Raw genomic sequence first — 25,668 nt, forward strand, 5'->3', positions numbered from 1 at the left:
GGGTGCTTTTACCTCCAGGGAATTACTGGATTGAGCTCATGGAGTTCCAGCCGGTACCGACGACCGCCTTGCTGACGAGCGTGGTGCCGTTGCCGCGGTAAAGGAGGAGGGTTCCCCTCGAGTCACGGGCGGTGATGTCAGCCCTGCCATCACCGGTCAGGTCGCCGGGGGCCACCAGGGAGGTGAAACCGCCCCAGCCGGAGCCGATCTGGACCCGGGGGACGAACCCGCCGGCGCCGTCGCCACGGTAGAGCCAGAGGCTGCCCGCTGCGTCCCGGGAGACGATATCGGGCTTGGCATCACCGTTGAAGTCGGTGCCCAGAATGGTGTTCTGGCTGTTCCAGCCGCTGCCGATAAGGATCCGCGCGGAGAAGCCGCCGTTGCCAACGCCGGGGTAGGCGAAGAGCCGTCCGGAAGTGTCGCGGGCAATAAGGTCGGCCTTGCGGTCGCCGTTGACGTCTCCGCCGGCCGTGATGGCGGTGAACGAGTTCCAGCCGCTGCCGATCGAAGCACGTCCGTTGAAGCCTCCGAGACCGTTGCCGGGGTAAAGGTACAGCAGGCCGGTGGAGGACCTGGCGATGATGTCCGCCTTGCGGTCGCCGTTGAAGTCGCCGGCGCTGATGATCGACGTCATCGAGTTCCAGCCGGTGCCGACCTTGGTGCGGGCGAGGAATCCGCCCGTTCCGTTGCCGCGGTAGAGCCAGAGCGTTCCCGTGGAATCACGGGACACGACATCGGCCCGTCCGTCACTATTGAAGTCCTGCACCTTCCGGTACGGGGCGGTAACAGTGGTTCCGATCTGGACGGTCCGGCTGGCCAGGGCACTGACGTTGCCTGCCACATCGGTGGCGCGGACGTTGAACGTGTAGGTGCCGCTGACCTGCTGGTCCCACGTCTTCGGGGAGGCGCAGGCCGTATCCCACTCCACGTTGGTGGGCTGGAGCTGGCATTCGAACCGGGCACCCGTGTCACTGCTCGTGAAGCTCAGGCTCGGGGTGGTGTCCAGGCTGGGCGAGGACGGGAACGGAGCCACGATCGACACCGTCGGCGCGACTGTGTCCACGGTGAACCTCAGGGTCCCGGAATTCTGTCCGCCGGCTACAGCCTGCACGGAGTGGGAGCCATTGGCCAGCGCCGGCAGCGTCAGTGAGTAGGTGGAGCCGGTAAGCGTGGCAGTCCGGGGAGTGCCGCCGTCGACAATGAGCTGAACGGGCCCAGCGGTTCCCGCGGGCAGCGTGCCCGTGATGGTTGGCGTGGTCACCCTGGTGATGTTGTCGGAGTTGGAACGTCCGCTGTCGCTGGCTGCCGGCAGGTCAGGCGTATTGGGTCCCCCAACGGAATCCGTCGCGATCAGGCCCTGGACCGTGAAGGTGTTCACGGTGAGGGTGTTGACCCCCGGTCCGCCGGCGTTCGGTCCCACGACCCGCACGAAGTTGTTCCCTGAGGGGGCACCGGTGACGGTCCGCGCGGTGTTGATGTCGCCCAGCGTGCCGGGTGCAGCGCCATCCTGGCGGAGGAAGGTTGCCGTGGTTCCCCTGCCAAAGTCCCCCAGGAAGGCAGCGCCGACTCCTGCCCAGTTGCAGGCAGCATCCGGGGTGGGAGCGCAGGCGCCCTGGTCCAGGGTCACGTTTATCTCACCGAGTCCGTCTCGGTCGGCGGCGGCCGTGAAGGTATGGACGCCATAAGGGTGGGTGATGGTATACGAGGCGTTGGCCTGGAGACCGTTGAGGCGGAACCGGAGCCTGGCGAAGCCCATCTGGTCACCATCAACTACGGCCTCGTTGGCGTGCGCTGCTTCAAGGGCGGCTTCATAGAGACCGAGGTTGCCCCCGGAAGCTTCAGCGGCAAACCAGAATGCCTCGTCAGGGAAGTTGTCCGGGTAGGACGCCGGCTGGTCCGGGTTTGGCGGTTCAACAAGGCAACCCTGGCCTGCCTGGTAGCAGAGCTGGAGACGGACTGTGCCGTCGGAGTACCAGGTGGGGAACCCGTTTGCGGGGTCAACTGGGCCCATCCCGGCCGTTTCCGCATTGGCGGGAACAGCGCCGAGGGGCGACAGGGCAGCGGCGAGCAGGGCGCCTGCAACCGCAGGAGCAAGGCGGCCGGCAGTGGTGGAGGGCTTGCGGTGTGCCGGTCCGGAGCGCTTGGCTCCATCGGGCATCATCGGCCTCATCGCAGATTGCGAGAACATTGGTAACTCCTTATTGGACACTCGATTTATGGCCCCCAGTACCTTCAAGGCCAAGCCGGGAGGTGCGTTCCCAACTGCGTCAACAGTGGACGCCGGACCTTGGACAAAGGTCGTATAAAACCGGTGGCAAGCGGTGTGCGCACCGACCAAAGGACGGGCACATCCTGCGGCTGCAGCCGGGAATATCCAGAATCCGGCCGGTGAAGCCGAATTAGACCATCGATTTGAGGGGGCCCAATTGGGGGTGCTGCCGTCCAACCCCCACGGTCCCCAGCCCGCTCCGGCTTTTTCCAAGTACGCCGCGACATCCTCGAAGCATCCCAACCGGTCTCGAACCATCCCAATCGAAAGGAGGCCCGGTGATGACGGTGTCTAGACGAAACGTCCTGCTGCTGGGTGGCCTCGGTGTTGTTGGAGCGGGCGTGGTTTCGCTCCCGCGGGGCGAGGTGGAGGCCAAATCCGCCAGCCGGCTGAGCAGCGCAGAGATGCCCAAACCGTTCCACTCGGCGTTCGTGAAGCCGCCGGTGCTGGCCCCGGACATGGAGGGGGTGGACCCCGCCGACGGCAAGCCGGTCAACTACTACACCGTGACCGAGAAGGCGGCCATGGCGTCCATCCTGCCGCGGCTCCAGACACCCATCCTGGGCTACAACGGGATTTTTCCCGGCCCCACAATCAGCCTGGACCAGGGCACCAAGGCGGTGGTCCGGGTCCGGAACCGGCTTCCCGCAACGCACCCCAACGACGGCCACGTGCTTTCCACGTCCACGCACCTGCACGGTTCGGCCTCGCTGCCCCAGTTCGACGGGTACGCCAGTGACGTCACGCATACCGGGTTTTTCAAGGACTACCACTACCCGAACTTCCAGCCCGCACGCACGCTTTGGTACCACGACCACGGGGTGCACTTCACGGCCCAAAACGCCTACTCCGGCCTGGCCGCCCAGTACCACATGCATGATCCGCTGGAACGTGAGCTGCTTCCGCAAGGCGACTTCGACGTGCCGCTCATCATCTCCGACGCCATGTTCGCCGCGAATGGCGCCCTGGGCTATGACGACAACACCCACTCCGGACTTTGGGGGGATGTCATCCTGGTCAACGGCAAGCCGTGGCCGGTCATGAAGGTGCAGAAGCGCATCTACCGCTTCCGGGTCCTGAACTGCAGCATTTCCCGGTCCGTCAGGCTGACGCTGAGCACCGGGGATCCGCTGATCATCGTTGGTACCGACGGCGGACTGATCCCCACACCGCAAAAGGTGGCCAATTACCGCCATGCCGGGGCAGAACGCTATGAGGTGCTCATCGACTTCCGGAAGTACAAGACCGGCCAGAGGATCGAGCTGCGCAACCTGTCCAACCCGAACAACGTTGACTACGACTTCACGAACAAGGTGATGGCCTTCGACGTCACGGACGAGCCGGTCAACATCAGTGACCCGACCTGGAACACGGTCCCGGTGCAGCTGGCGCCCGCGAACGAAGTCATGGCGCTGACCGAGAAGCAGGCCACGAAGGTCCGGAAGTTCCGGGTGAAGCGGAACGACGTCACCAACATCTGGACCATCGACGACGACAGCTGGCAGGACGTCATTGCCAGCGGCTACAAGAAGGTCGCCGCAGAGGTGGACCTTGACGCCGTCGAGGTGTGGGAAATCGAGAACAGGTCCGGCGGCTGGTTCCACCCCGTGCACATTCACCTCGTGGACTTCAAGATTTTGAGCCGCAACGGGCGCGCACCGTTTCCGCAGGAACTCGGACCCAAGGATGTTGTCTACGTGGGCGAGGGCGAGACGGTCCGCCTGCTCATGAAGTTCGGCCCGCACCGGGGCCGCTACATGGTGCACTGCCACAACCTCCCGCACGAGGACCACGACATTATGGTCCAGTTCCGGGTGGGGCTGAAGGAAGATGACAACGATCCCAACGACCCCATGACGGCGGCGCTGCCCCAATGGGACGGCTAGCGGCGCACAGGGCCGATCCCAAGTCCAGGGCGGCCCCTGACAGCAGAGCCGTCACTGAGAACCCTGCCGGATCCGCCCGGCAGGGTTTTCGGGGGAGAACCATAACGACGGCGGTGCTGCTGGCCGCCGGTCTGCTCGCCTCCCGTCTGTGGCTGGTGGAGCCGGTGACAGTCAGCTCGGAAAGCATGGAACCGGCACTGCCCAAGGGCAGCACTGTGCTGATGTTCAAACCTGGGCCGGCGCTGGGTTCCCTCAGAACCGGGGACCTGGTGGTGTTCACGAGCCCGGAGGACGGGAACCCTGCTGTGAAGCGGGCCATTGCCTTCGCCGGCCAGACCGTTGCCATCGAGGACTCGGTGCTGGTGGTGGACGGAGTTCCGCAGGCCGAGCCGGGGGTCGACCACAGCCGCATCGATGGCACTTACTTTGGCCCGGTCACGGTCCCTGCCGGGCATGTCTTTGTCCTGGGCGACAACCGGGCAGGTTCCATCGATTCACGCACTTACGGGAGCGTGCCGTTGGAGTCCCTGCAGGCAACGGTGCTGTGGCCCTTCGGGCGCTGATGCAGATGCCCCTGCCAAAAAAGACCCGCGCCCAAAAGATAAGTATGCTGGGAATCATCCTGGTCGGCTGACCGGCCGGCCAGGCATGCAAACGTATCGGTGACGGCAGCGGAGGAAGACATGAAAGCATCCGAGACCCTGGCCAGCAATTTGCAGAAGGTCCTTACCGACCTGATCGAGCTGCATGTCCAAGGCAAGCAGGCGCACTGGAACCTGGTGGGCACCAACTTCCGCGACCTGCATCTGCAGCTGGACGAGATCGTGGACAGTGCCCGGTTGCTCGCCGACCAGACCGCTGAGCGCATGCGGTCGCTCCACGCGCTTCCGGACGGCAGGAGTGCCACCATTTCTTCCGGCACCCGGCTGGATCAGTATCCTGCCGGCCTGACCCTCACCAAGGACACCGTCAAGCTCATTACCGCGAGGCTGGACCAAACGGTCAAGACCATCCGCGGTGTCCACGAAGAAGTGGATGAAGAAGATCCCACGAGCGCGGATCTCCTGAACGAGGCCATCACCCGGCTGGAGCAGCTGGCCTGGATGGTGAACGCGGAAGTGATGCCGGCCTCGGCGTCGGTGACTGCACCGGAACAGAAATAGCAGCGCCGTGACCGGGCCCGGCCGCATGTCAGTGGACGACCTGCCGATGGACTACCTCGCAGTGGACGACTTCTCAGTGCACGACTTTTCCGGGCACGACGTTTCAACGGACGCTGCATGAACGCTCCGCACCGGCAGTGGCAGCCCGTCCGCCTCAGCCCGGCGCTGGCCCGGAAGGCCGGCGCCGAACCTGTGCTGGAGACAGGGGCTGGGCTGGACAGCGAACCATCGCTGGACATCGACCGGCTACTGAACAGGGTTGCTTCGGCCGTGGGGGACGTGCCTGCCCTGCTGGCCATCGCCCAGCAGGCCGGCCGTGCCGCGCCGAAGCCGGGTGACGGGCGGACAGCCCAGCTCTGGGAGTTGCTGGCATCCGTGGCAGCAGTGGACGTGGCCGCCGCACGAATTCTGGAACCACATCTCGATGCCGGCGCCATCCTGTCCCAGGCCGGAGCGCCCGAATCCTTTACCGGATCGTGGGGCGTATACGCAGCCGAGGCCCCCGGCACCCGCCTGATGGCCGCCCCGGCGTCCGCCGCTGACAGGCGGTCCTCCGGCGGGGCAGCACCCGACGGGGCAGAACCAAGCGGGGCAGAACCGGATGGGACAGAGCCCGGGGGGAAAGCCACCCGACTGCAGCTGAACGGCTCCAAGCCCTGGTGCTCGCTGGCGCAGTTCGTCGACCACGCCGTGGTGACCGCACATACCGAGACCGGTGGCCGGGCAGCCTTTGCGGTCGATCTCAGGGCTGCCGGCGTCACGTGCGACGTACCGGAATGGACCAGCCGCGGGCTGCGCGAAATCCCCAGCGGAACGGTCCACTTCGACCGGGTACCTGCCGTCCCGCTCGGCGGTGACGGCTGGTACTTCGAGCGTCCCGGTTTTGCGTGGGGCGGCATGGGCGTTGCCGCGTGCTGGCTGGGCGGCGCCGTGGCGCTCGGACGGCACTTTGAAGCCGCGCTCCTGCGGGGCACCCGGTCCCAACGTGAGCCTGACCAGGTGGCGCTCGCCGCCCTGGGCGAAGTGGACCGGATCCTGACCTCCACCATCCAGTACCTTGCGCGGGCAGCCGAGGCGGTGGACGCTGCCGCGGACACCGCCCGTGCCGGCACCGATCGGGTGGGCCAGGCCGGCGCCGCCGGGGCGGGCCAGGAATCGGGTCAGGGATCCGGGCAGGCAGCGGACGGCAGCCAGGTCAACGCCGGGGGCGCGGTTGAACTCAATAGCGGGGCCGTAGGTGCGTGGAGCGAGGCGCTCCGGGTCCGGGGAACTGTTGCTGCCGCCGTCGAACGCGTCCAGCTCCTGGTGAGCCAGAACCTGGGGCCCGGCCCCCTTGCCTTCGACGAACGGTACGGCAAGTGTATGGCTGACCTGTCCCTCTACGTGCGACAGCACCACGCCACGCGTGACGACGCCCAGCTGGGCGAGCTCACGCTCAAAGGGGAACACGCCTGGTGACGTTCTCGCACGCGGACGCCGGCACGGACGAGGCTACCTGGGTAGCCGGCGGCCTGGACACGATCGGCGAACTCCCGCTGGATACGGCTGAGCTGGCCGGGATGGAGTTCGTCGTCCTGGTCGCCCATCCGGACGACGAATCCCTCGGTGCCGGCGGGCTGCTTGCCCGGCTCACCTCCGCCGGTGCGCATGTTGAAGTGCACCTGTGTTCGGCGGGGGAGGGGTCCCATCCGGATTCGCCCACCACGACACCCTGGGATCCGTGGCTGCGGAGACCGCCGAAGCCGGAGGCCACGGGCTTCTGGAATACCCCATCTGGTACTGGCTGTGGGCCACGCCCGAGGACACCAAGTGGCGGAACTGGGTGCGGCTGCCCCTGAGCCCAGGTGAACAGCAGGCAAAATGCGAGGCCCTGCTCACCCATGCATCCCAGCTGCGGCCGCTTTCCGACCATCCGGGCGACGAGGTGCTGCTGCCCGAGCAGTTTCTTGCGCACTTCTCCCGCTCCTTTGAGGTTTTCGCGTGGCAGCCGCCGGTCACCGGAAGGCGCAGCGCCCGTGACGCCGAGGCCGTCTTTGAGGCCCTCCACCGCAGCGCCGGGGATCCCTGGCGGTACCAGGACAGCTGGTATGAGCAGCGCAAGCGCAGCCTGACGCTCGCCGCGCTCCCTGAACAGAAGTACGACGCCGGACTGGAGCTCGGCTGCTCGATCGGCACCCTGAGCGCGGAGCTGGCAGGGCGGTGCGGAAGGTTCGTGGCCGTCGATGCCAACGGCACCGCGGTGGCGCGGGCAGGCGAACGGCTCGCCCGGTAACCCGGCGCCGAAGCGCGGCAGCTGACCCTGCCGCAGCATTGGCCGGCGGGGAGCTTTGACCTGATCGTGGTCTCCGAGGTGGGCTACTACCTGGCGGCCGCCGAACTGGAGGAGCTGTTCGCCCGGATCTCCGCGTCCCTGGCCCCCGGCGGAACGCTGCTGCTCTGCCACTGGAGGCATCTGGTTTCCGGCTGGGAGCTCGACGGCGACGCTGTCCACGCGCTGGCACGGTGCCTGCTGCGGTGGCCGTCAGCGGGCACTTACAAGGAGCGGGAGTTCGTGCTCGAAACCTTCATCGCGCCGCAGGCTGCAAATGGCTCGCCGCCGGCCGTACGGGTGCTGCACCGGCGGTTCCGGAACGCGGGCGCCAGCAGGGCGTACTGCGCCGCTGGCGCCTCCGGCATCCGCTGGAGGAAAGGCACGGCAATGTCTACGGCGCCAACCTCGGCGTGCGCGCCTCGGCATACCATCAGGCTGGCGGATTTCCACCGCTGCGCACCTCCGAGGACCGCGCCCTGGTGGAACAGCTGCGGCGGAGCGGCTTCGCCGTCATGGCCATGGACAGCACGCGTGTGCTGACTTCCGGACGGACGGCCGCCCGGGCGCCGCACGGTTTTGGAGCCTACCTCCGTGCGCTGGGCGTTGAGACAGCGGCCGCCCTCCGGAGCAGCTGAGCGAAAGGCAACGCGGGCATAAAATAAACGGGCAAAAAATGAACGGGCAAAACTGAAGCGGCAAAACTGAACCGGACAAAACTGAAGCGGCAAAACTCAACCGGACAAAACTGAACCGGGCAGCCGACTGGTTGCGGCTGCCCGGTTCACCTTAGTTGTTACTTGCTATCGCCCTTGTCCTGGCGGGCGGAGGCATCACTGCTGCCTTTACGGCCGCCGTCGTGGCTGCCCTCGCGGATGCCGCCGGAGTCATTGCCGTCCTGGCCGTTGCCCTGCGCGCTGTACTTCTCGCGCAGCTCGCGTCCCAGGCGGATGTCTTCCTCTTCCTTTTCCTGGAGCTTGTCGCTCTTCTTTGTGTCGCGGGGCGGAAGCTGGAGCGTGTCCTCAGCCTCAATGCCGGCCTGCAGCTGCCGGCCACGTTCCATCTCGGCGTCGAACTCCGCGCCAAAAAGCAGGGACATGTTCAGGATCCAGAGCCACAGCAACATGACGATTACACCACCGATGGCGCCGTACGTCTTGTTGTAGTTGCTGAAGTTGCCCACGTAGAACCCAAAGCCCACAGAGGCCAGCACGAAAATGAGCAGGGCGATGAGGGAACCCAGGCTCATCCAGCGGATCTTTGGCTGCCGGACGTTGGGAGTGGCGTAATAGAGGATGGCGATGACGACGATCACCAGTGCCACAATGACCGGCCACTTCGCGATGTTCCACACGGTCAGGAAGACGCCGCCCAGTCCCATGACATTGCCGACGGCCTCCGCCACCGGGCCGCTGATGACCAGCATGGCTGCGAGTACCGCAACAATGATCAGGGAGATCAGGGTCACCGCCAGCATGGTGCCGCGAAGCTTGACGAAACCCCGGCCTTCATCAATTTCGTAAATCCGGTTCATGGCCCGGCCAAACGCGGTCACATACCCTGAAGCGGACCAGAGGGCCGTCACGAGGCCGATAACCAGTGTAAAGCCGGCTGCGGGTGAGGTGGTCAGCTCCTGGATCGGCTCGCGGATCATCTCCACTGCCTGCCCGGGCGCGACACCCTGGACGATTTCCAGGAGTGCCGCCGTCGTCTTCTCCGCTTGCCCAAAGATGCCGAGCAGCGAAACGAGGGCGAGCAGGGCCGGGAAGAGCGAGAAGATCGCGTAATAGGTAAGCCCGGCGGCGAGGTCGGGGCATTGGTCCGCGGTGAATTCACGGAGGGTCTTGCGGGCAATGTATTTCCACGAAGGCTTCTCCACATCCGTGGGACTGTCCGGCTTTCGCGCGTCATCCGGGGCAGGTGCGCTGCCCGCCTTTGCGGTGCTGGTTTCCGGGGCTTCTTTCGTCGCCATGAGGCTTCCTTTCGTTCGCGGGCAGGACGTGTCCGGAGTCGCGGATCGTTCCCTGCCCGCTGTCAGGCGTTCGGGCTCGCGGGTCGTGCGTGAGGTCGCATCAGGTTCGTGGTCGCTGCCGGGGTTCGGGCCGCTACGCTCCGGGCGCCCGGGGCGGATTGCGGCGGTCCAGTGTGAGCGGGTCGCTCCCCAGAGGGTCGTCGGCGGGCTGCTTCCCACCCAGCGGATCATCCGCCATCCGGGTCTCCGACTGCGGAGTCTCGACCAGCTGGGCTGAAGCCAGCGGGTTGGGGTCCTGGTCACCGCTGCTGGTGCCGGCGCGGGCCTCTTCGGGGTTGGTCCTGTCAGCACCAGCACTGCCGGCGCCGGTCCCGTCCGAGCCCGGCGGGGGAGCGCTGGCGCCCTTCGGCCGTTGGTTATCCGTCATGGTTGCTCCCTCTCCAGCATGCCGGGTTGCCGAGTGCACCCGGCAATCTCTCGCCATAAAATAGTAAGCATGGTTACTATTAGATAGTAAGTACCCTGATTGCCGCTAGTTCAATCGGCCGCCCCTCCGGCAGCGTTACGCCGGGTGCCAGCGGCCAGGTTCTCCCCGGAAGTGACGTGCTGGAAAAGAGAGAGGTGGATCCACGGTGGACCCAACTGCCTGGATTTGGATCGTCGTCGTAATCGTCGTCATCGCGCTCATCGCGGTGCTTCTGATGTCCAGCCGCAAGCGCCGGGAGGCGTTCCGGCAGAAGCGGGATGAGCAGAACCGCCAGCACGCTGCCGAGATCCGCAGGGAAGCGGAGAACGCCGACCTTGAGGCGCGCGAAAACGAAGCCCGGGCCATGCATGCCAAGGCCGACGCCGAGAAGGCGCAGGTCGAGGCCGCGCGGCTTCGCCAGGAGGCGGAGCAGCGGCAGTCGGCTGCGCAGGATTTCCGCACGGATGCCGAGAAGCACCAGCACAAAGCCAATGCTCTGGACCCGGATGTGGATGAGAACGGCAATCGCCGTGACGATGCAAGGGTGGATGCCGGGCGCGACGATGTTCGGGCTGCGGATTCGCGCGACACCGGTGCGCGGGACGTTGATGCGCGGGCAGATGATGCCCGCCAGGATGCCGACGCCACCACAGACACTACCCGGCGGAACACTGCGCGCGAGTAGCCGTCCGTAGCGGTTGACCCCACTGTAACGGGCGACAGGGGGAGTCAGTTCCGGCGCAGGAATGCCAACAGGCTGCGCCGCGGTTTGAGCGGGGGAGACGCCGGCACGCCGGCGCCTTTACCCATGCCGTCGATTACTTCGCGGATGGCTTTCAACGACGGCGTTTGCGGCTCCCAGCCGAGCTCGTTCCGGATCCGGCTGGTGTCCATGATCGGCGCGCCCGCCGCCATCTCCACCCATCCCGAGTCTGTCTGCTGCAGCCGCAGCCGCCAGGTGGCGCCCACGAAGGCGTGCAGCGCCCGGACCGGGACAGGGAGGATCCTCTTGGCGGAAAAGAGCCGGGCCAGGTTTTGCGGCGTGACCACCGGCTCGGCCGCCACATTGAAGGCGCCGCTGGCCCTGCCCTCCAGCACGCGCCAGTATGCGTCCGCGACATCGTCGGCATGCACCGCCTGAAAGATCAGTTCCCCGGGAATCGGCAGTATTGGCAATGCCGGCCGGCGCGGCACGAATCTCGGGTGGACCCATCCCAGGAAGTACCTTCCGATTTCGCTGCCCGCCTGGCTTTGGAAGATGAGCCCGGGGCGCAGCCTGGCCACGGCGACCGACGGGTTCTCCGCCGCGAACGTGTCGAGCAGCTTTTCCTGCTCGGCCTTGTGCCGGCTGTAATGCGAGCCCGCAATGCCCTCGGCCGGCCAGGATTCGTCCACCCGGCGGTCCTTCGGTGATTTGCTATACGCGCCGACCGAGGATGCGCACACCACGTGACTCACTCCTGCTTCCCGGGCGGCCGCCAGGGTGTTGGCTGTGCCGGTGACATTGGTGCGGTGCAGTTGCGGGAGGTCACGGTTCGGCTGGATCTGCCAGGCAAGATGCACCACCGCGTCGGCTCCGGCAAAGGCAGCGGCCAGGTTCTGTACCGCACCCTCCCCGCCCACGTCCATCGTGTGCCACTCGACGCCGGTGTAGGGCGGCCGTGACAGGTCCGGCGCGCGGCGGCTGATGCCCACGAGTTCCAGTCCGCCCGGATGTTGCTGCCTGGCCTTTTGAAGCCTGCGCAGGAGCGCCGTCCCCGCATTGCCGCTGGCACCCGTGATCGCGATACGCATGAAATGCCCTTCGTCCGTAGCTGTGGAACGTTCCGGCCGGGCCGCCCGACGGCGGGCGGCGTCCGTAGTGCTTCTTTCGAGCCTAGCCCCTCGGGCCATTGTGTAATAAGCACGCTTATGATTTCCTTCTTCTAAGTCTTGCCGCAGGCTTTCTCGACCGCCCGATCGAAGGAACCACGACAATGCCTGAATCGCCGCCTTCCTCGTCCGTGACCCGCCCTGCCCGCGCTGCGTCCCCGCCGGCGCCTGCGGCAGTGACCCAGCCAGTGACCCGGCCAGCGGCCCAATCGGGGCGGCTGCATGATGCCTTCCAGAACCAGCTGGTGCTCAATTACCTGGACCTGGCGGAGTCGCTCGCCTCGCGGTATGCCGCCCGCGGACGAGAGCGCTCCGACCTGGTCCAGGTGGCCTACCTGGGACTAATCAAGGCTGCCCGCGGCTTCGACGCGGAGAAGGGCGAAAGCTTCCCCGCCTATGCCGCGCCCACCATCAACGGCGAACTCAAGCGCTTCCTGCGGGACCGGTGCTGGACCGTCCGGCCGCCGCGGCACATCCAGGACGTCCGGACGCAGCTCCTGCATGCCGCCCCGGACCTGGCGCAGTCGCTGGGGCGTGTTCCCTCGGCGCAGGAGCTGGCTGGTGAACTGGGAGTCACCCCGGCTGACGTCCGGGAGGCCCAGGCAGCCGGCAGCAGCATGCATCCCGATTCGCTGGACAGCCCCGACCCGTGGGGCGGACCGACCATGGGCGAGGGGCTTGTCTCACCGGACCGGCCGATCGAGCACCTCGAAGAACTTGTGTGCCTCAACGAGGCGATCCAGGAGCTGGACCCTGACGACCGGGAAATGCTGTACCGGCGGTATTACCGCGAGGAGACCCAGGTGGAGCTGGGCAAACGGTTCGGCATCTCCCAGATGCAGGTGTCCCGGCGACTCTCCCGGATCCTGGTCTGGTTGCAGCGCCGGCTGCTCGATGAGGAGGGCCGGACCGGGACCACGGACACCAGCCGGGCAGGCAATGCCAGGGCTGGCAGTGCCAGGGCAGGCAGTGACAGGGCCAGCACGGATCAGGCGAGCCGGAGCTGCCCGACAGCCGACAGGACGTCGTCCACTGAAACCGCCAGCAGGGCCGGATCAGGAGTGGCAGCGAAGGTGTCGCCGCGGCGCGCCTGAGCGTCCGTCAGGACGATGTGCGGTCCCGGCGGCGGACCCCAGACCTCGGCCGGGGCCGGACCGAAAAGCACCACCGAAGGCCGCGAATACGCAGAGGCGAGGTGGGCTGCACCGGTGTCCGCTGACACCACGAGCCGGGCCTCCGCGACGGCTGCCATGAATTCGGCCAGCCGCAACCGGCCCGCCAGGACGTGCTCTTCGGGGAGCCCGGCGAGGCGGGCGACGTCCAGTGCCCGTGGCCGTTCCGCCGAGCTGCCGGTAAACACCACCTGGTGACCATCCTCAGCAAGTGTGCGGGCCACCTCCGCGAAGCGGTCCTCCGGCCACAGCCGGCTGCCGTAGGCGGCCCCCACATGCAGCACTGTGGCACCGGGGCAGGGGCTCGGCACGGCCGGCGGGAGGAGGCGGAGATCGTCCGGTTCGGCCTCGATGCCATGCCATTGCAGCAGCCTGGTCCACCGCTCGCGCTCATGGATTTCCTCCAGCCAGGCGGGGCCCGGGCGCCCGGGGGTCCGGTGGCCCACTATGGTCCTGGGTCGGACGGCAGCGAGCCGGTCCTCGCTTTCGGGCCCGCTGCCGTGCAGGTTCACGGCGATGTCCACTTTGCCCGCCTCGATGGGAATTGGAACGTCCAGGCCATGGGTCGGGAGCAGTTCGTAGCCGCCTACCAGCTCCAGCGCATCCTCCAGCCAGTCCTGGGCCGCATAGAGCAGGCGGTGCCCGGGATAGGCGCGGCGCAGGGCCCGCAGCGCGGGCACAGCAACCAGCAGGTCGCCCAGCTTCAATGCCCTCAGCACTAGCAGGACCGGTTGTTCGTGCTTGCCGTTCGGTGCTTCCACTGCCGTCCTTCTGCTCGTCGGTTTGGCTCTTGCTCCTCAGTTTGGCTCTGTCACGCCGCTTGTCGAGGAGTCTAGCCGAGAAGAAGTGGGCGGCCGGTTGTTTAGGTCTCTCCCCGTCGGGGAACGGAGGGGGTATGGCAACTAACGCTTTGACGCTCAAGGCTGTGCTGTTCGACCGTGATGGAACGCTTGTGGTTGACGTGCCCTACAACGGTGATCCGCAGCTGGTCGAGCCGTACCCCGGCGCGCGAAAGGTGCTTGACGAATTGCGCAGCCTGGGGCTGGCGACCGGCGTCCTAAGCAACCAGTCGGGCATTGCCCGCGGCCTCCTGTCAGCGGAGGAAGTGGACAGCGTGAACGCGCGGGTTGAGGATCTGCTGGGCCCCTTTGACGTCTGGGAAGTCTGCCCTCACGGAGCCGGCGACGGCTGCCTGTGCCGGAAGCCCGCGCCGGGCATGATCCACAGCGCGTGCCGGCGCCTTGGCATCGATGCGTCGGAGGCGGCGTTCATCGGCGATATCGGCAGTGACGTTGAGGCGGCCGCGGCCGCCGGTGCGCGGGGCATCCTGGTTCCCACTCCGCAGACCCGAACGGAAGAGGTCGAGGCCGCCGCCGAGGTAGCCGCGGACCTCGAGCAGGCCGTTGCCCTCCTGCTTCAGGGACCGTCGCTTATGGGACCGCTGCCTCAGAAACCGCTGCTTCGAGGACCGGCATGAGCAGGGTCCTGGTGGCGCGGCTGGACAGCGTCGGCGACGTCCTCCTGGCGGGCCCGGCGGTTCGGGCCGTCGCGAACGGGCGGCGGGCTGACGGCGGCAGCCCCAACGACGTCGTCGTGCTTTGTGGCCCGCAGGGTCAGTCGGCAGCCTCGTTGCTGCCCAACGTCGCCGACGTTTTCGCCTGGGACACACCGTGGATCAGCAATCCGGCGCCGCAGGTGACCGGCCCGCACCTGGACTCCTTGGTGAACTTTGTCCGGAACTCGCGCATCACCGAGGCGGTTATCCTCACCTCCTTCCACCAGTCCCCGCTTCCCCTGGCGCTGCTCCTGAGGCTGGCCGGCGTGGAACGGATCACCGGCGCCTCCACCGACTACGCGGGTTCCCTGCTCGATGTCCGGCTGAAACCCGGGGAGGACTTTCCGGAGGAACAACCGGAGTCCGTGCGGGCACTCGGCATCGCCAAGGCGGCGGGCTTCCAGCTCAAAACGGGTGACGACGGCAAACTCATGGTCAAGGACCCACCCGCCATCCGCCATCTGGTGGGTGACGGCCCCTACGTGGTGGTCCACCCCGGGGCGACCGTGCCCGCCCGGGCCTGGCCGCCGCTCCACCATGCGGCGGCGGTGGAACTGCTGGAGGGCGCCGGCCACAGGGTGGTGGTGACCGGCGGTCCGGGTGAAACCGCCCTCACCGCAACGGTGGCCGGACCCTCCGCTATCGACCTGGGCGGAAAGACGGACCTGTCCACCCTTTCCGGTGTCCTTGCCAACGCGGATGTCGTGGTCACCGGAAACACGGGACCCGCCCATCTGGCCGCCGCCGTCGGAACCCCGGTAGTGAGCCTGTTTTCCCCCGTGGTGCCCGCCATCCGCTGGGCGCCGTACGGCGTTCCGTTGGAACTGCTGGGCGACCAGAACGCGCCGTGCCGGCTTAGCCGCGCGCGCATCTGTCCAGTACCGGGACATCCCTGCCTCAGCTCGGTTTCACCGGAACAGGTGGTGGAAGCGGTGGAACGACTGCTGAGCGGGGTCTCCTCGCTCAGCACACGCAGAAAGGTCCGCAAACAATGAGAATTCTGCTTTGGCACGTGCACGGGTCCTGGACGGATGCGTTCGTCCGCGGCCGGCACGAGTACCTGCTGCCGGTCCTGCCCGGTGGCGGGCCCTGGGGACTGGGCCGGGCGGGCCGGGACTGGCCCGCTTCCGTGCGGGAGGTTGCGCTGGCTGAACTGGACGCCGGCAGCATTGACGCCGTCGTGCTCCAGCGGACGGAGGAAGCCGCAGAGGTGACACGCGTGCTTGGCCGCCGGCCCGGCGTCGATCTTCCCGCCGTGTACGTGGAACACAACACGCCCAAGGGCGATGTTCCCTTCACCGTCCATCCGCTCGGGGAGCAGCGCCGCATCCCAATCGTCCACGTGACCCACTTCAACGAGCTGTTCTGGGACAGCGGCCGCGCCCCCACCAAGATCATCGAGCACGGCATCGCCGACCCCGGGTACCTCTACACGGGTGAGGTCCCCGAGCTGGGCGTGGTGGTCAACGAACCGGTGCGCCGCGGCCGCGTGACCGGCACGGACCTGCTGCCCCGCTTCGCCACCGCGGCCCCGCTCCAGGTCTTTGGCATGGGCGGCGACGGGCTCGCGGAGGCCACGGGGATTCCGCCGCAGCGGCTCACCGTCCGGGGTGATCTGAAAACCGCGGAGCTCCACCGTGAACTGTCACGCTGCCGGGTGTACCTGCACCCGCTGCGCTGGACGTCCCTGGGACTGGCCCTGCTTGAAGCGATGCATCTCGGAATGCCGGTCCTGGCGCTGGCCACCACCGAGGCGGCGCGGGCCGTCCCGCCTGAGGCGGGCTGCATCTCCACTGATGTGGAGGAGCTGCGCCGGTGTGCCCGGTTGCTGGTCAACGACCCGGAGGAGGCCCGACGGCGGGGCAAAACGGCGAGGGAGGCGGCGCTGGAGCGCTACGGGCTTGAGCGGTTCCTGACGGACTGGGACGAGGTGCTGGCGGATCTGGTGCCGGCGGGACGTGCGCCATCAGGTCAGGTCCCTTCGCATCTGGACGCCGGGCCGGGCCGGGGGTCTAAAGAGGGGGTGGCATCGGAGGATGCAGGTTCAGAGGGGTCCGGACCGGATGCCCTGTCCGCGGCGCGAGAAGGGAATACCCATTGAAGATCTCGATGATTTCGGAACACGCCAGTCCTTTGGCAGCGCTTGGCGGAGTGGACGCGGGCGGCCAGAACGTCCATGTTGCCGCCCTGTCCTCGGCCCTGGCCCGGCGGGGCCACCGGGTGACCGTGTATACGAGGCGTGACGCGCCGGATCTGCCTGCAAGGGTGCAGGTGCATCCCCGGCTCGAGGTGGTTCACGTGGACGCCGGCCCGGCCCAGCATGTGCCCAAGGACGAGCTGCTCCCTTTCATGGGTGCCCTGGCGGACGGTGTGGTCCAGGACTGGGGTGACTCGCCCCCGCACGTCGTGCACGGCCACTTCTGGATGTCCGGCGTCGCGGCTCTGGACGCCGCACGCCGCGACCCGGGCGGTTACCGGGTTCCGGTGGTGCAGACCTTCCATGCGCTGGGCACGGTCAAGCGCCGACACCAAGGTGCCGCCGACACGAGCCCCGCCGAGAGGCGCTTCCTCGAACCGTCCGTAGGCAGGTCGGCCGACCGCATCGTGGCCACCTGCTCGGACGAGGTCTTCGAGCTGCGGGCCATGGGGATCGATACCCGCCGGGTGTCCATCGCTCCCTGTGGGGTGGACCTGGAGCTCTTCTCCAGCGACGGCCCGGCGGACGCCCCCTCCCGTTCCCACCGGATCCTTTCCGTGGGCCGGCTGGTTCCGCGAAAGGGCGTGGACCTGGTGATTCGCGCGCTGCCCCACCTGCTGCAGGCGGGGTTCGACGACGTCGAACTGCTGATCGTAGGCGGCGGGGCGGACGAGGGCGGCCAGGATCCGGAGGCCCGCCGGCTGCTGGACCTTGCCCGGGACCTCGGGGTGGTGAACCATGTGGAGCTCCGGGGACAGGTGCCCAGGGAAGCCATGCCCGGCCTTTTCCGAAGCGCCGATGCCGTGGTCTGCACACCCTGGTATGAACCCTTCGGCATTGTTCCCCTCGAGGCGATGGCCTGCGGAGTTCCGGTGGTTGCCGCTGCAGTGGGAGGCCTGACGGACAGTGTGGTGGACCGCGGAACGGGCCTCCACGTGCCACCGAAGGACCCCGAAGCCATCGCGGAAGCCCTCGGCACCCTGCTGGCGAGCCCGGACCTTCGCGCGAAACTCGGGCGGGCCGGCGAGCGGCGGGCGAAGGCCCGCTACTCATGGGGCAGGGTTGCCGCGGAAACCGAAAAGGCCTACCAGCTGGCCATCGCCGGCACCGCGGATGCCGGGCGCCTGGAACCGATGGAAGGAGCGGCACTGTGACAGCGGAATCCCTGCGGGAGGCTGAGCTTCCTGCCATGCACCGGATCGGCGCCCCCTCAACGGACGCGCTGTCGTCGCCAGACGCAGCCCGTCCCGACGAAGCCGCGTTGGGGTCGCAGCAGGCAGTGCGGACCCACCTCGAAAACGTCCTGCCCGCCCTGCGGTCCCTGGAAAGCCAGGCTGACAGGTTGGCTGCCTGGGGCGTGGAGCTGGCCCAGCGCCTGCTCAGCGGGCAGAAGCTGCTCGCCGCCGGGAACGGGGGTTCCGCCGCGGAGGCGCAGCACCTGACCGCCGAACTCGTGGGCAGGTTCGACGGCGAGCGGATGCCCTTTTCCGCGATCTCCCTGCACGCGGAAAGCTCCGCCGTCACGGCCATTGCCAATGACTACGGCTACGCAGAACTCTTCGCCCGGCAGGTCCGCGCCCACGGCAGGTCCGGGGACATCCTCGTGTTGCTGTCAACGAGCGGCCAGAGCCCCAACCTGCTCCGGGCAGCCGAGGCGGCGGCCAGGCTGAACGTGACCACATGGGCCCTGACGGGGCCGGCGCCCAACCCGTTGGCGTCATGCTGCGATGACGCCGTGGCCATCGATGCCATTTCTGCCAATGCGCAGGAGGGGCACCTGATTGCGCTGCACGCCATTTGCCGGGCTTTCGAAGCCGAGGTGGCCCGCAGGGGCCAGGGCGTTCCCGGACCGGAGGCTGACCGCGGATGAGGATCACAGTAGTTGGCGACGTTTTGCTGGACGTGGACCTCTCCGGCGAAGCAACCCGGCTGTGCCCCGATGCGCCAGTGCCGGTGGTGGACGTCTCCGACGTCCGGCGGCGGGCGGGCGGCGCGGGGCTCGTGGCCCGGATGCTGGCCCACGACGGCCATCGGGTCACCCTGGTAACAGTGCTTTCCGACGACGACGCCTCCGTGGCACTGGAAGGCGCGCTCGCCGGCGTGCGGGTGGTTTCCGGGCCGTCCGGCGCGAGAACCCCGGTTAAGACCCGGGTGCGGGCGGGCCGCCAGCCGGTGGTGCGGGTGGACGAGGGATGCGAGCGGCCGGAAGTTCCGGCGGCCACCGCGGCCATGCTCGGGGCACTGGACCAGGCCGAGGTGATCGTCGTGGCCGATTACGGCAGGGGCGTTGCCGCGAACCAGAAGATCCGCGAGGTGCTCGAGGCCCGCTCCGGCGACATTCCGATCGTGTGGGATCCGCATCCCTCCGGCGCAGTTCCGGTGCCCGGGGTGTCAGTCGTGACACCCAACCTGTCCGAGGCGGTCAAGGCGGCCGGTTCCGGCACCGGATTGACCGAGGCGGTTGCCGCCGTCGGCACCACGCTGCTGGACCGCTGGCAAAGCCAGTCGGTCCTGGTCACCATGGGCGGGCAAGGCGGCATGCTGTCCCGGCCCGGCACCCCGCCGCTGATCATTCCGGCCCCTCCCACTGAGGTCGCCGATCCCTGCGGCGCCGGCGACCGGCTTGCGGCCAGCCTGGCCGTGCACTTGGCGGAGGGCCGCAGCCTGAACGACGCCGCGGAACTGGCCATCCACGAGGCGGCAGCCTTCCTCGGCGCCGGCGGGGTGGCCTCCCTGCCGGACCGCCACCGGCCGGTCTGGCACCACAAAGGCGAGGAAGACGCCATCGGCCTGGCCCGGCGGATGCGCGCCAACGGAGGAACCGTCGTGGCCACCGGAGGCTGCTTCGACCTGCTGCACGCCGGCCACGCCCGCACGCTGTCGGCGGCCAGGGACCTCGGCGACTGCCTCATCGTCTGCCTGAACTCGGACGAGTCGGTGCGACGGATCAAGGGCGAGCAGCGGCCGATTGTCGGCCAGCAGGACCGGGCCGAGCTCCTGCTGGCACTCGAGTGCGTGGACGCTGTCCTGGTTTTCGGGGAGGACACGCCGGAGGCCTGCCTGGCGACGCTGCGCCCGGACGTCTGGGTGAAGGGCGGCGACTACCGCGCCTCGGAGCTGCCCGAAGCGGGGCTGGTCGAGAGCTGGGGAGGGCGCTGCGTGACCGTGCCGTTCCACCGGGCCCGGTCAACCTCTGTCCTCGCGGACGCCCTGGCAAAGGTCAGCTGAACCGCACCACGAACCTGATAAGTAGACCCGACTGAAAGGAACACCATGACTGAATCGACTTTCCGGCCCGGCCGGGTCCTGGTAACCGGCGGTGCATCCGGGCTGGGGGCCGCCGTCGTCGACGCTGTGCTCAAAGCCGGGGGAACCCCTGTGGTGCTGGACCGGGACATCCGGAACGTGGCCGCGGCGAAGGCCTTCGAGGTGGACGTCTCGGACCGCGTTGCCGTGTCTGAGGCCGTCCGGCAGGCCGCCGAGACCCTTGACGGGCTGGACGCCGTGGTCACTGCGGCCGGCATCGACCGCTGCGGCAAGCTGGAGGACGTGGCCGCGGACGAATGGGAGCGGGTCATCGGGGTCAACCTGATGGGCACGGTTTCCGTCGTTCGGGCGGCCCTTCCGTACCTCAAGGAGTCGCGCGGCCGGGTGGTCACCATTGCCTCCACGCTGGGCAAGCGGGCACTGCCGGAGGCCACCGCCTACTGCGCCTCAAAATTCGGCGTAGTGGGCTTCAGCCATTCCCTGGCGGCTGAGACGGGCGGTGAGATCGGCGTGACCACCATGATCCCCGGCGGCATGAAGACCCGCTTCTTCGACGACCGCGCGGAGCAATACAAGCCGCAGGACGACTCACGCCTGAATGATCCAGGCAACGTGGCGCAGGCGATTCTGTTCGTCCTCTCCCAACCCACGGGCTGCGAGGTCCGCGAAATGCTTATCTGCCATGAGGAAGAGGGCTCATGGCCGTGAGCTGGAGAACATCCTCGTAAACCTCTGAGGGTTCGACGGCCTTCACGGTGGACTCGTCATGCGGGCACCGTGGGGCCGTCCACCCCACCTGGGTGACGTCCACACCGCACACCGGGCAACGCGTGACCCAGCCCAGGCGGAGCCGGTGACTGCTGCGGCCCAGCGGGGCTGCGTTGATGGCGTTGCCCACCCAGTAGATGCCCACGGTGGAGGTGCCCAGAGCCTGGGCGAGGTGCCGCGGTCCGCTGTCGTTCGCCACCACGACGGCGCAGTGCTCCAGCAGTGCCGCCAGCTCGCCAAGGCTGAGTTTGCCGGCGAGTGACTCTACGGCGGGCCGGGCTTCCGGGGAGTGCTCGACGGCGAGTTCCACCACCGTCTCGGCCAGTTCCTTTTCGTTGGTGTCGCCCACCACAAAAACCCGGAAGCCGTCGTCGGCGGCCCTTCGGGCCACAGCGGCGAAACGTTCGGCAGGCCAGCGCCGGCGCGGATCCGTTGCCCCCGGATGGATCACCAGCACGCGGCCGTGCCCTGAACCGTTGTTGGCCTGCCCGTCGTCGTCGAGCCCCGATACGCCGTTCCCCAAGGGCAGGTCCTGTGTGATTTGCTGGCAAAACTCCGGCAGCGCCTGGAGCCGCGCCTCCAGCTCACGTGGAGGAGCCCCAGCGAATCCAGCCACCTCGAGGGCCCGGAGCGGCTCGTGCTGGTAGTACACGTAGGGCACGGTCCGCTCGAGTGGGGCTGCATCCGGGGTTCTGGTGCCCACGGTGTGGCGTGCGCCGAGGCGGAGCAGGAACGGATTTGAGTACCGGCCGCCGCCGTGCAACTGGACGGCCAGGTCAAAGTTCCGGGCACGCATCTCGGCAAAGAAGCGTTCGAGTTCGTGGGGGTCTTCCGGCCCGGGGCGAACCCCTTCGGCAAACGGCAGGATCACCGTTTCGTCCACCGGTCCCACGGTCTGGGACACCAGTTCAGCCTGGACCGGCGTGCACAGCAGGGTGAGGCTGGCCTCCGGATAGGCGGCCTTCAGCGCCGCCACCGCCGGAAGGGCAAACATCAGGTCACCCAGCCCGCCGCCGCGGAGAACCGCGATGCGGGAAACACCGCTGAATTCTTCCAAGACCGGGCCGATGCCATGCCCTGTGATGCGCGCTCCGCCGAAGTCGGCGTTGAAGAATTCCATGGTGTCAGCCCTCTCGGTTCCGGATCTTCCAGGTCGGGATGCGTTCAGGTCGGGTGGGTAGTGGGGCCCACCCTACGGTGCATCGGCCCTGTATTGCCAGCCCGGAATAACCGGGCCGTCGGCTCAATATGGCCGTGCCCGCCGGGGCGATAGGGCCCTGCCCGCCGGGGCGATAGGACGGCGACTGGACACTGCCCGCCGGCTTTGAAAACTCCTGCCGCCCGCGCGTGTAAACCCTTCGGCGGCGGGGTACGGATCACCTCAGAGAGGGCGGGGAACGGATGCCCGGAACCGCCGGAACGGAACCGCCCGGAACACTGAGCAGAATGCCAAAGGACCAGCGCCTTGAGGCCCAGCGCCTGCAGCCCCGCGGCTCAGGCCCACCCCAGTGAGGAGCCACATGCAATCGACCATCACCAGCGAGCTGGCCAATGCGGAAGACACGCTCACCATCCTGAACCCGCGGACCGGGGAAACCGTCGGCAGCCTTTCCGTCGCCGGCGCAGATGATGTGGTGGGAGCCGTGGCGGCTGCCCGCGCAGCCCAGCCCGGCTGGGCGGCAACGCCTCCGGGCGAGCGTGGCAAGCTGCTGCGCGAGGCCGCCCGGGCGCTGGAGGCGGCCGCTGCCGGGCTTGCCGAACTGAATGCGCAGGAGACCGGCCGTCCGCTGGATGAAGCCCTTGCCGGCATTGCCGCCGGCGTTTCCACGCTGGAGCAGTACGCGGAACTTGGTCCCGTACACCGCGGGCATAGCCTGCGCGGCAACGCGCTGGCCGCTGATTACACCGTCGCCGAGCCCCGCGGCGTGGCCGTCTTGCTGACCCCGTGGAACGATCCCGTCGCCGTGGCCTGCGGACTCATCGGGGCGGCCCTGGTCGCCGGGAACACCGCCATCCATAAGGCGAGCGAGCGATGCCCCCACCTGGGGAAGCTGTTGGGGGAGGCCCTGGCGCCGGTATTTCCGCCCAATGTGCTGGTCACCCTCACCGGCGGGGCCGACGTCGGGACCCTCCTCACACAGCAGCCGGACGTGGATATGTTCGCCCACGTCGGATCCAGCGCCACCGGTGACCGGATTGCGCGGACGGCAGTGCTGACGGGTGCCTATGTCATCAGGGAAAACGGCGGGAACGATCCGCTGCTGGTGGATGCGGACGTTGATCCCCGCTGGGCAGCGGAGCAGGCGGCGATCGGGGCCTTCAGCAACAGCGGGCAGATCTGCACGTCAGTGGAGCGGATCTACGTCCACCGGTCCATCGCCGAACCGTTCTGCGAGGCGCTGGCCGGGCAGGCCCGGGACCGGAACACGGAACATCCGCTCGCGCCGCTCGTGGACACCCGGATGCGGGATGCGGTCCACCGGCACGTTGCCGAGGCGCTGCAGTTGGGCGCGCGTGCCCTGGAGGGCGGCACGGTCCCGGACGGCCCCGGAGCCTTTTACCCGGCCACGGTTCTCGTGGACTGCACCGACACCATGGACGTGATGGCCGAGGAGACGTTCGGCCCTGTTGCACCCGTGCGCGTGGTGGACAGCTTCGAGGAGGGGCTCGCCCTCGCCTCGGCCGGCCGGTACGGACTGGCCGCCACCGTCCTGACTGCCAGCATCTCCCATGCCCAGCAGGCCGTTGCCGCGCTGCCGGTGGGCACTGTCAAGATTAACGAGGTGTTCGGCGGCGCCCCGGGCGGGGCCGCCCAACCCCGGGGTGAAAGCGGGCAGGGGTTCGGCTACGGCCCCGAACTCCTGGACGAGTTCAGCCGGGTCAAGGTGGTGCACATCGCTGCACCGCCTGCTCTTGAAACCGACGGGGCAGCGCTGTGACCGCCGCAGCACCCGGCATCGGGGGACACCCCGGGGACGACGGCGGCCCGGAGGTTTCCTTACCGCACCATTCCGAAGCGGTGCTTCCCGAACCAGTGCTTTCCGCTTCAGAGCATTCCGAACCGGTGCTTTCCGAACAGCGTGGCCTGGCGGCATGGCTTCCGCGGAGGCTGGCCCAGGAGCAGCCGGCCGTCACCGTCGTGGGCGACTTCATGCTCGACGGCTGGTGGACCGGCTCGATCGACAGGATGTGCCGCGAGGCTCCCGCTCCCGTGGTGGACATCGCCCGGCGTGATTTTGCCCCTGGCGGCGCCGCCAACACCGCCATGAACCTGGCTGCCCTCGGTGCCCGGGTAAGCGTCGCCGGAATCATCGGAGCGGACGACGCCGGAGCGGAACTTCGGCGGCAACTGCTCGCCGCCGGGGTGGACACCGCACTGCTTACCGAGCACCCGGACATGGTCACCACCACCAAGATCCGGATCAGCAGCGGCGGCCAGGTCCTGCTGCGCTTCGACGACTCCGCGGCAACCGTCCCGGCCGACGCCCTGGCGGCATTCGAGGCGGCGGTGCCCGCCGCCGTCGGACACCGGAATGCCGTGGTGATCTGCGACTACGGAACGGGAGTCCTGGCGGAACCGGTTCGCTGCAGGCTCATCGAATCGCTGGCGGGGCGCGGGCCGGACACGCTTGTGGTGGTGGACGCGCACGATCCCCGGCCGTGGGCAGGACTCGAGCCCGACCTGGTCACGCCCAACGCGCAGGAGGCGGCCAGGATGCTGGACCTTCGGCTGGGCAGCGGACCCGAGCGCGCAGAGGTGGTGACCGCGCACGGCGGCGAGCTGCTGCAGGCGACGGGAGCACGCGCCGTCGTGGTCACGCTGGACCGGGACGGGACCGTCCTCATTCCGGGGGCCGGAAACCCGCACCGGACGTGGGCGCGTCCTGCCAAAGAGAAGCAGGCCTCCGGCGCGGGCGACACCTTCGTGGCAGCGCTGACCCTGGCCCGTGCCGCGTCGCTGCCGCTGACGGCCAGCCTCGACCTGGCTCAGGCGGCGGCGGACGTGGTGGTCCACCATCCCGGGACATCGGTATGCGGCACGGACGAGCTGGGCCGCTACCTGGAGAGCTTCGCGGACACCGCGCTGGCGGCCGACGAACTGGAGCGGCACATCCGAGCCCACCGCAGCGACGGGCAGCGTGTGGTGCTGACCAACGGCTGCTTCGACGTCCTGCACCGCGGGCACACGCGCTACCTGAACCAGGCCAAGCAGCTCGGCGACATCCTGGTGGTGGCGCTCAACAGTGACGACTCTGTGCGGAAGCTCAAAGGACCGGACCGCCCCATCAACAGCGTGGCCGACAGGGCGGCCGTGATCGCGGCCCTGAGCTGCGTGGACTACGTGACCGTCTTCGACACCCCCACCCCGATTCCCCTCATTGAGCAGCTGCGGCCGGAGATCTATGCCAAGGGCGGGGACTACACGCCGGAGATGCTGGCCGAAACCCAAGCCGTAGAGGCCTACGGCGGCTCGGTGACCATCCTTGACTACGTGGCCGAACGCTCCACAACGGCCATGGTCCAGCGCATCCGGAATGGCGAGGGGGCGCCCGTGCCGGAGTCATAGGGCTGGGCGCTGGGCGCTGGGCGCCCGGGGAGCGGAGGCCGGGGGCTGCGGCAGCCTGGGGTCAACTAGGCTTGAAGCATGACGGAAGCGGCGGAGAACTGATGGCACGGCGCACCAAGTCAGGCGGAAAATCGGGGCCCAAAGCGGGCAACAAATCCGGCGGCAGACGAGGCGGTGCAGCGGCCTCGGACGTCCTGGAAGTTCCT

The 25,668-nt window shown here is 68.0% G+C and carries 21 protein-coding genes and 1 pseudogene; 16 read left to right on the forward strand and 6 right to left on the reverse strand.

The window, feature by feature from the left end; translation table 11 throughout:
- Window positions 1–22: 22 nt before the first annotated feature.
- Complete coding sequence (locus AC5RWD_RS13505) at window positions 23–2,188, reverse strand: FG-GAP-like repeat-containing protein (RefSeq protein ID WP_494020493.1); 2,166 nt, start codon at window positions 2,186–2,188, stop codon at window positions 23–25.
- Between the two features lie 362 nt (window positions 2,189–2,550).
- Between AC5RWD_RS13505 and AC5RWD_RS13510 the strand changes: the two genes are divergently transcribed.
- The 5 genes and pseudogenes from AC5RWD_RS13510 to AC5RWD_RS13530 form a co-directional block, all read left to right on the forward strand.
- On the forward strand, window positions 2,551–4,155 hold the full coding sequence (locus AC5RWD_RS13510) for a multicopper oxidase family protein (protein WP_494020494.1): 1,605 nt from the start codon (window positions 2,551–2,553) through the stop codon (window positions 4,153–4,155).
- 113 nt (window positions 4,156–4,268) lie between these two features.
- Window positions 4,269–4,718 carry a signal peptidase I gene (gene lepB / locus AC5RWD_RS13515; RefSeq protein ID WP_494020495.1) on the forward strand — a complete coding sequence of 150 codons (450 nt, stop codon included), beginning with the start codon at window positions 4,269–4,271 and terminating at the stop codon, window positions 4,716–4,718.
- 120 nt (window positions 4,719–4,838) lie between these two features.
- Window positions 4,839–5,318, forward strand: coding sequence for a Dps family protein (locus AC5RWD_RS13520; RefSeq protein WP_494020496.1), 480 nt, complete (start codon window positions 4,839–4,841; stop codon window positions 5,316–5,318).
- A gap of 117 nt (window positions 5,319–5,435) precedes the next feature.
- On the forward strand, window positions 5,436–6,776 hold the full coding sequence (locus AC5RWD_RS13525; RefSeq protein WP_494020497.1) for a hypothetical protein: 1,341 nt from the start codon (window positions 5,436–5,438) through the stop codon (window positions 6,774–6,776).
- Window positions 6,770–7,905, forward strand: a pseudogene (locus tag AC5RWD_RS13530) (SAM-dependent methyltransferase); the annotation flags it as partial. The gene AC5RWD_RS13525 and the pseudogene AC5RWD_RS13530, both read left to right, overlap by 7 nt.
- A 517-nt stretch (window positions 7,906–8,422) precedes the next feature.
- Here the strand turns inward: AC5RWD_RS13530 and AC5RWD_RS13535 are convergent.
- Together AC5RWD_RS13535 and AC5RWD_RS13540 are read right to left on the reverse strand one after the other, a co-directional pair.
- The gene (locus AC5RWD_RS13535; RefSeq protein WP_494020498.1) at window positions 8,423–9,598 is read right to left on the reverse strand and encodes a YihY/virulence factor BrkB family protein; all 1,176 of its coding nucleotides are present in this window, start codon (window positions 9,596–9,598) and stop codon (window positions 8,423–8,425) included.
- 133 nt (window positions 9,599–9,731) lie between these two features.
- The gene (locus AC5RWD_RS13540) at window positions 9,732–10,025 is read right to left on the reverse strand and encodes a hypothetical protein (protein ID WP_494020499.1); all 294 of its coding nucleotides are present in this window, start codon (window positions 10,023–10,025) and stop codon (window positions 9,732–9,734) included.
- Between the two features lie 205 nt (window positions 10,026–10,230).
- On the opposite strand from AC5RWD_RS13540, the gene AC5RWD_RS13545 reads away from it, so the two are divergent.
- Window positions 10,231–10,749, forward strand: coding sequence for a hypothetical protein (locus AC5RWD_RS13545; protein WP_494020500.1), 519 nt, complete (start codon window positions 10,231–10,233; stop codon window positions 10,747–10,749).
- A 44-nt stretch (window positions 10,750–10,793) separates the two neighbouring features.
- On the opposite strand, the gene AC5RWD_RS13550 is transcribed toward AC5RWD_RS13545, so the two are convergent.
- A complete protein-coding gene (locus AC5RWD_RS13550; RefSeq protein WP_494020501.1) occupies window positions 10,794–11,858 on the reverse strand; it encodes an NAD-dependent epimerase/dehydratase family protein in 1,065 nt (354 codons plus the stop codon).
- A gap of 182 nt (window positions 11,859–12,040) precedes the next feature.
- On the opposite strand from AC5RWD_RS13550, the gene AC5RWD_RS13555 reads away from it, so the two are divergent.
- Window positions 12,041–13,030: a sigma-70 family RNA polymerase sigma factor gene (locus tag AC5RWD_RS13555; protein ID WP_494020502.1), complete on the forward strand. Its 990-nt coding sequence runs from the start codon at window positions 12,041–12,043 to the stop codon at window positions 13,028–13,030.
- Here AC5RWD_RS13555 and AC5RWD_RS13560 read toward each other — a convergent pair.
- Window positions 12,925–13,869, reverse strand: coding sequence for a glycosyltransferase family 9 protein (locus AC5RWD_RS13560; RefSeq protein ID WP_494020503.1), 945 nt, complete (start codon window positions 13,867–13,869; stop codon window positions 12,925–12,927). The two genes, AC5RWD_RS13555 and AC5RWD_RS13560, sit on opposite strands and share 106 nt — an antisense overlap.
- Before the next feature lie 134 nt (window positions 13,870–14,003).
- On the opposite strand from AC5RWD_RS13560, the gene AC5RWD_RS13565 reads away from it, so the two are divergent.
- From AC5RWD_RS13565 to AC5RWD_RS13595, 7 genes are read left to right on the forward strand one after another with little or no spacing between them, the layout of a single operon-like run.
- On the forward strand, window positions 14,004–14,585 hold the full coding sequence (locus tag AC5RWD_RS13565) for a D-glycero-alpha-D-manno-heptose-1,7-bisphosphate 7-phosphatase (RefSeq protein WP_494020504.1): 582 nt from the start codon (window positions 14,004–14,006) through the stop codon (window positions 14,583–14,585).
- Window positions 14,582–15,658 carry a glycosyltransferase family 9 protein gene (locus AC5RWD_RS13570; protein ID WP_494020505.1) on the forward strand — a complete coding sequence of 359 codons (1,077 nt, stop codon included), beginning with the start codon at window positions 14,582–14,584 and terminating at the stop codon, window positions 15,656–15,658. The genes AC5RWD_RS13565 and AC5RWD_RS13570 overlap by 4 nt, the downstream gene beginning before the upstream one ends.
- On the forward strand, window positions 15,655–16,764 hold the full coding sequence (locus AC5RWD_RS13575; RefSeq protein ID WP_494020506.1) for a glycosyltransferase: 1,110 nt from the start codon (window positions 15,655–15,657) through the stop codon (window positions 16,762–16,764). The genes AC5RWD_RS13570 and AC5RWD_RS13575 overlap by 4 nt, the downstream gene beginning before the upstream one ends.
- Window positions 16,761–18,014, forward strand: coding sequence for a glycosyltransferase (locus AC5RWD_RS13580; RefSeq protein WP_494020507.1), 1,254 nt, complete (start codon window positions 16,761–16,763; stop codon window positions 18,012–18,014). Before AC5RWD_RS13575 ends, AC5RWD_RS13580 begins: the two co-directional genes overlap by 4 nt.
- Window positions 18,011–18,730: a D-sedoheptulose-7-phosphate isomerase gene (locus AC5RWD_RS13585; RefSeq protein ID WP_494020508.1), complete on the forward strand. Its 720-nt coding sequence runs from the start codon at window positions 18,011–18,013 to the stop codon at window positions 18,728–18,730. The genes AC5RWD_RS13580 and AC5RWD_RS13585 overlap by 4 nt, the downstream gene beginning before the upstream one ends.
- Complete coding sequence (locus AC5RWD_RS13590; protein ID WP_494020509.1) at window positions 18,727–20,088, forward strand: PfkB family carbohydrate kinase; 1,362 nt, start codon at window positions 18,727–18,729, stop codon at window positions 20,086–20,088. The genes AC5RWD_RS13585 and AC5RWD_RS13590 overlap by 4 nt, the downstream gene beginning before the upstream one ends.
- Window positions 20,089–20,133: 45 nt before the next feature.
- A complete protein-coding gene (locus AC5RWD_RS13595; protein ID WP_494020510.1) occupies window positions 20,134–20,835 on the forward strand; it encodes an SDR family oxidoreductase in 702 nt (233 codons plus the stop codon).
- Here AC5RWD_RS13595 and AC5RWD_RS13600 read toward each other — a convergent pair.
- Window positions 20,801–22,015, reverse strand: coding sequence for a glycosyltransferase family 9 protein (locus tag AC5RWD_RS13600; RefSeq protein WP_494020511.1), 1,215 nt, complete (start codon window positions 22,013–22,015; stop codon window positions 20,801–20,803). The two genes, AC5RWD_RS13595 and AC5RWD_RS13600, sit on opposite strands and share 35 nt — an antisense overlap.
- A gap of 400 nt (window positions 22,016–22,415) precedes the next feature.
- Between AC5RWD_RS13600 and AC5RWD_RS13605 the strand changes: the two genes are divergently transcribed.
- Complete coding sequence (locus tag AC5RWD_RS13605; protein ID WP_494020512.1) at window positions 22,416–23,834, forward strand: aldehyde dehydrogenase family protein; 1,419 nt, start codon at window positions 22,416–22,418, stop codon at window positions 23,832–23,834.
- 95 nt (window positions 23,835–23,929) lie between these two features.
- Window positions 23,930–25,462 carry a D-glycero-beta-D-manno-heptose 1-phosphate adenylyltransferase gene (gene rfaE2 / locus AC5RWD_RS13610; protein WP_494020523.1) on the forward strand — a complete coding sequence of 511 codons (1,533 nt, stop codon included), beginning with the start codon at window positions 23,930–23,932 and terminating at the stop codon, window positions 25,460–25,462.
- Window positions 25,463–25,668 lie beyond the last annotated feature (206 nt).

This window comes from Arthrobacter sp. CMU6 (genome assembly GCF_059090205.1).

Coding starts and splice junctions, on each gene's coding strand:
- AC5RWD_RS13505 (WP_494020493.1), bottom strand. CDS start 2,188: ATGTTCTCGCAATCTGCGATGAGGCCGATGATGCCCGATGGAGCCAAG.
- AC5RWD_RS13510 (WP_494020494.1), top strand. CDS start 2,551: ATGACGGTGTCTAGACGAAACGTCCTGCTGCTGGGTGGCCTCGGTGTT.
- AC5RWD_RS13520 (WP_494020496.1), top strand. CDS start 4,839: ATGAAAGCATCCGAGACCCTGGCCAGCAATTTGCAGAAGGTCCTTACC.
- AC5RWD_RS13525 (WP_494020497.1), top strand. CDS start 5,436: ATGAACGCTCCGCACCGGCAGTGGCAGCCCGTCCGCCTCAGCCCGGCG.
- AC5RWD_RS13535 (WP_494020498.1), bottom strand. CDS start 9,598: ATGGCGACGAAAGAAGCCCCGGAAACCAGCACCGCAAAGGCGGGCAGC.
- AC5RWD_RS13540 (WP_494020499.1), bottom strand. CDS start 10,025: ATGACGGATAACCAACGGCCGAAGGGCGCCAGCGCTCCCCCGCCGGGC.
- AC5RWD_RS13550 (WP_494020501.1), bottom strand. CDS start 11,858: ATGCGTATCGCGATCACGGGTGCCAGCGGCAATGCGGGGACGGCGCTC.
- AC5RWD_RS13555 (WP_494020502.1), top strand. CDS start 12,041: ATGCCTGAATCGCCGCCTTCCTCGTCCGTGACCCGCCCTGCCCGCGCT.
- AC5RWD_RS13565 (WP_494020504.1), top strand. CDS start 14,004: ATGGCAACTAACGCTTTGACGCTCAAGGCTGTGCTGTTCGACCGTGAT.
- AC5RWD_RS13570 (WP_494020505.1), top strand. CDS start 14,582: ATGAGCAGGGTCCTGGTGGCGCGGCTGGACAGCGTCGGCGACGTCCTC.
- AC5RWD_RS13575 (WP_494020506.1), top strand. CDS start 15,655: ATGAGAATTCTGCTTTGGCACGTGCACGGGTCCTGGACGGATGCGTTC.
- AC5RWD_RS13590 (WP_494020509.1), top strand. CDS start 18,727: ATGAGGATCACAGTAGTTGGCGACGTTTTGCTGGACGTGGACCTCTCC.
- AC5RWD_RS13595 (WP_494020510.1), top strand. CDS start 20,134: ATGACTGAATCGACTTTCCGGCCCGGCCGGGTCCTGGTAACCGGCGGT.
- AC5RWD_RS13600 (WP_494020511.1), bottom strand. CDS start 22,015: ATGGAATTCTTCAACGCCGACTTCGGCGGAGCGCGCATCACAGGGCAT.
- AC5RWD_RS13605 (WP_494020512.1), top strand. CDS start 22,416: ATGCAATCGACCATCACCAGCGAGCTGGCCAATGCGGAAGACACGCTC.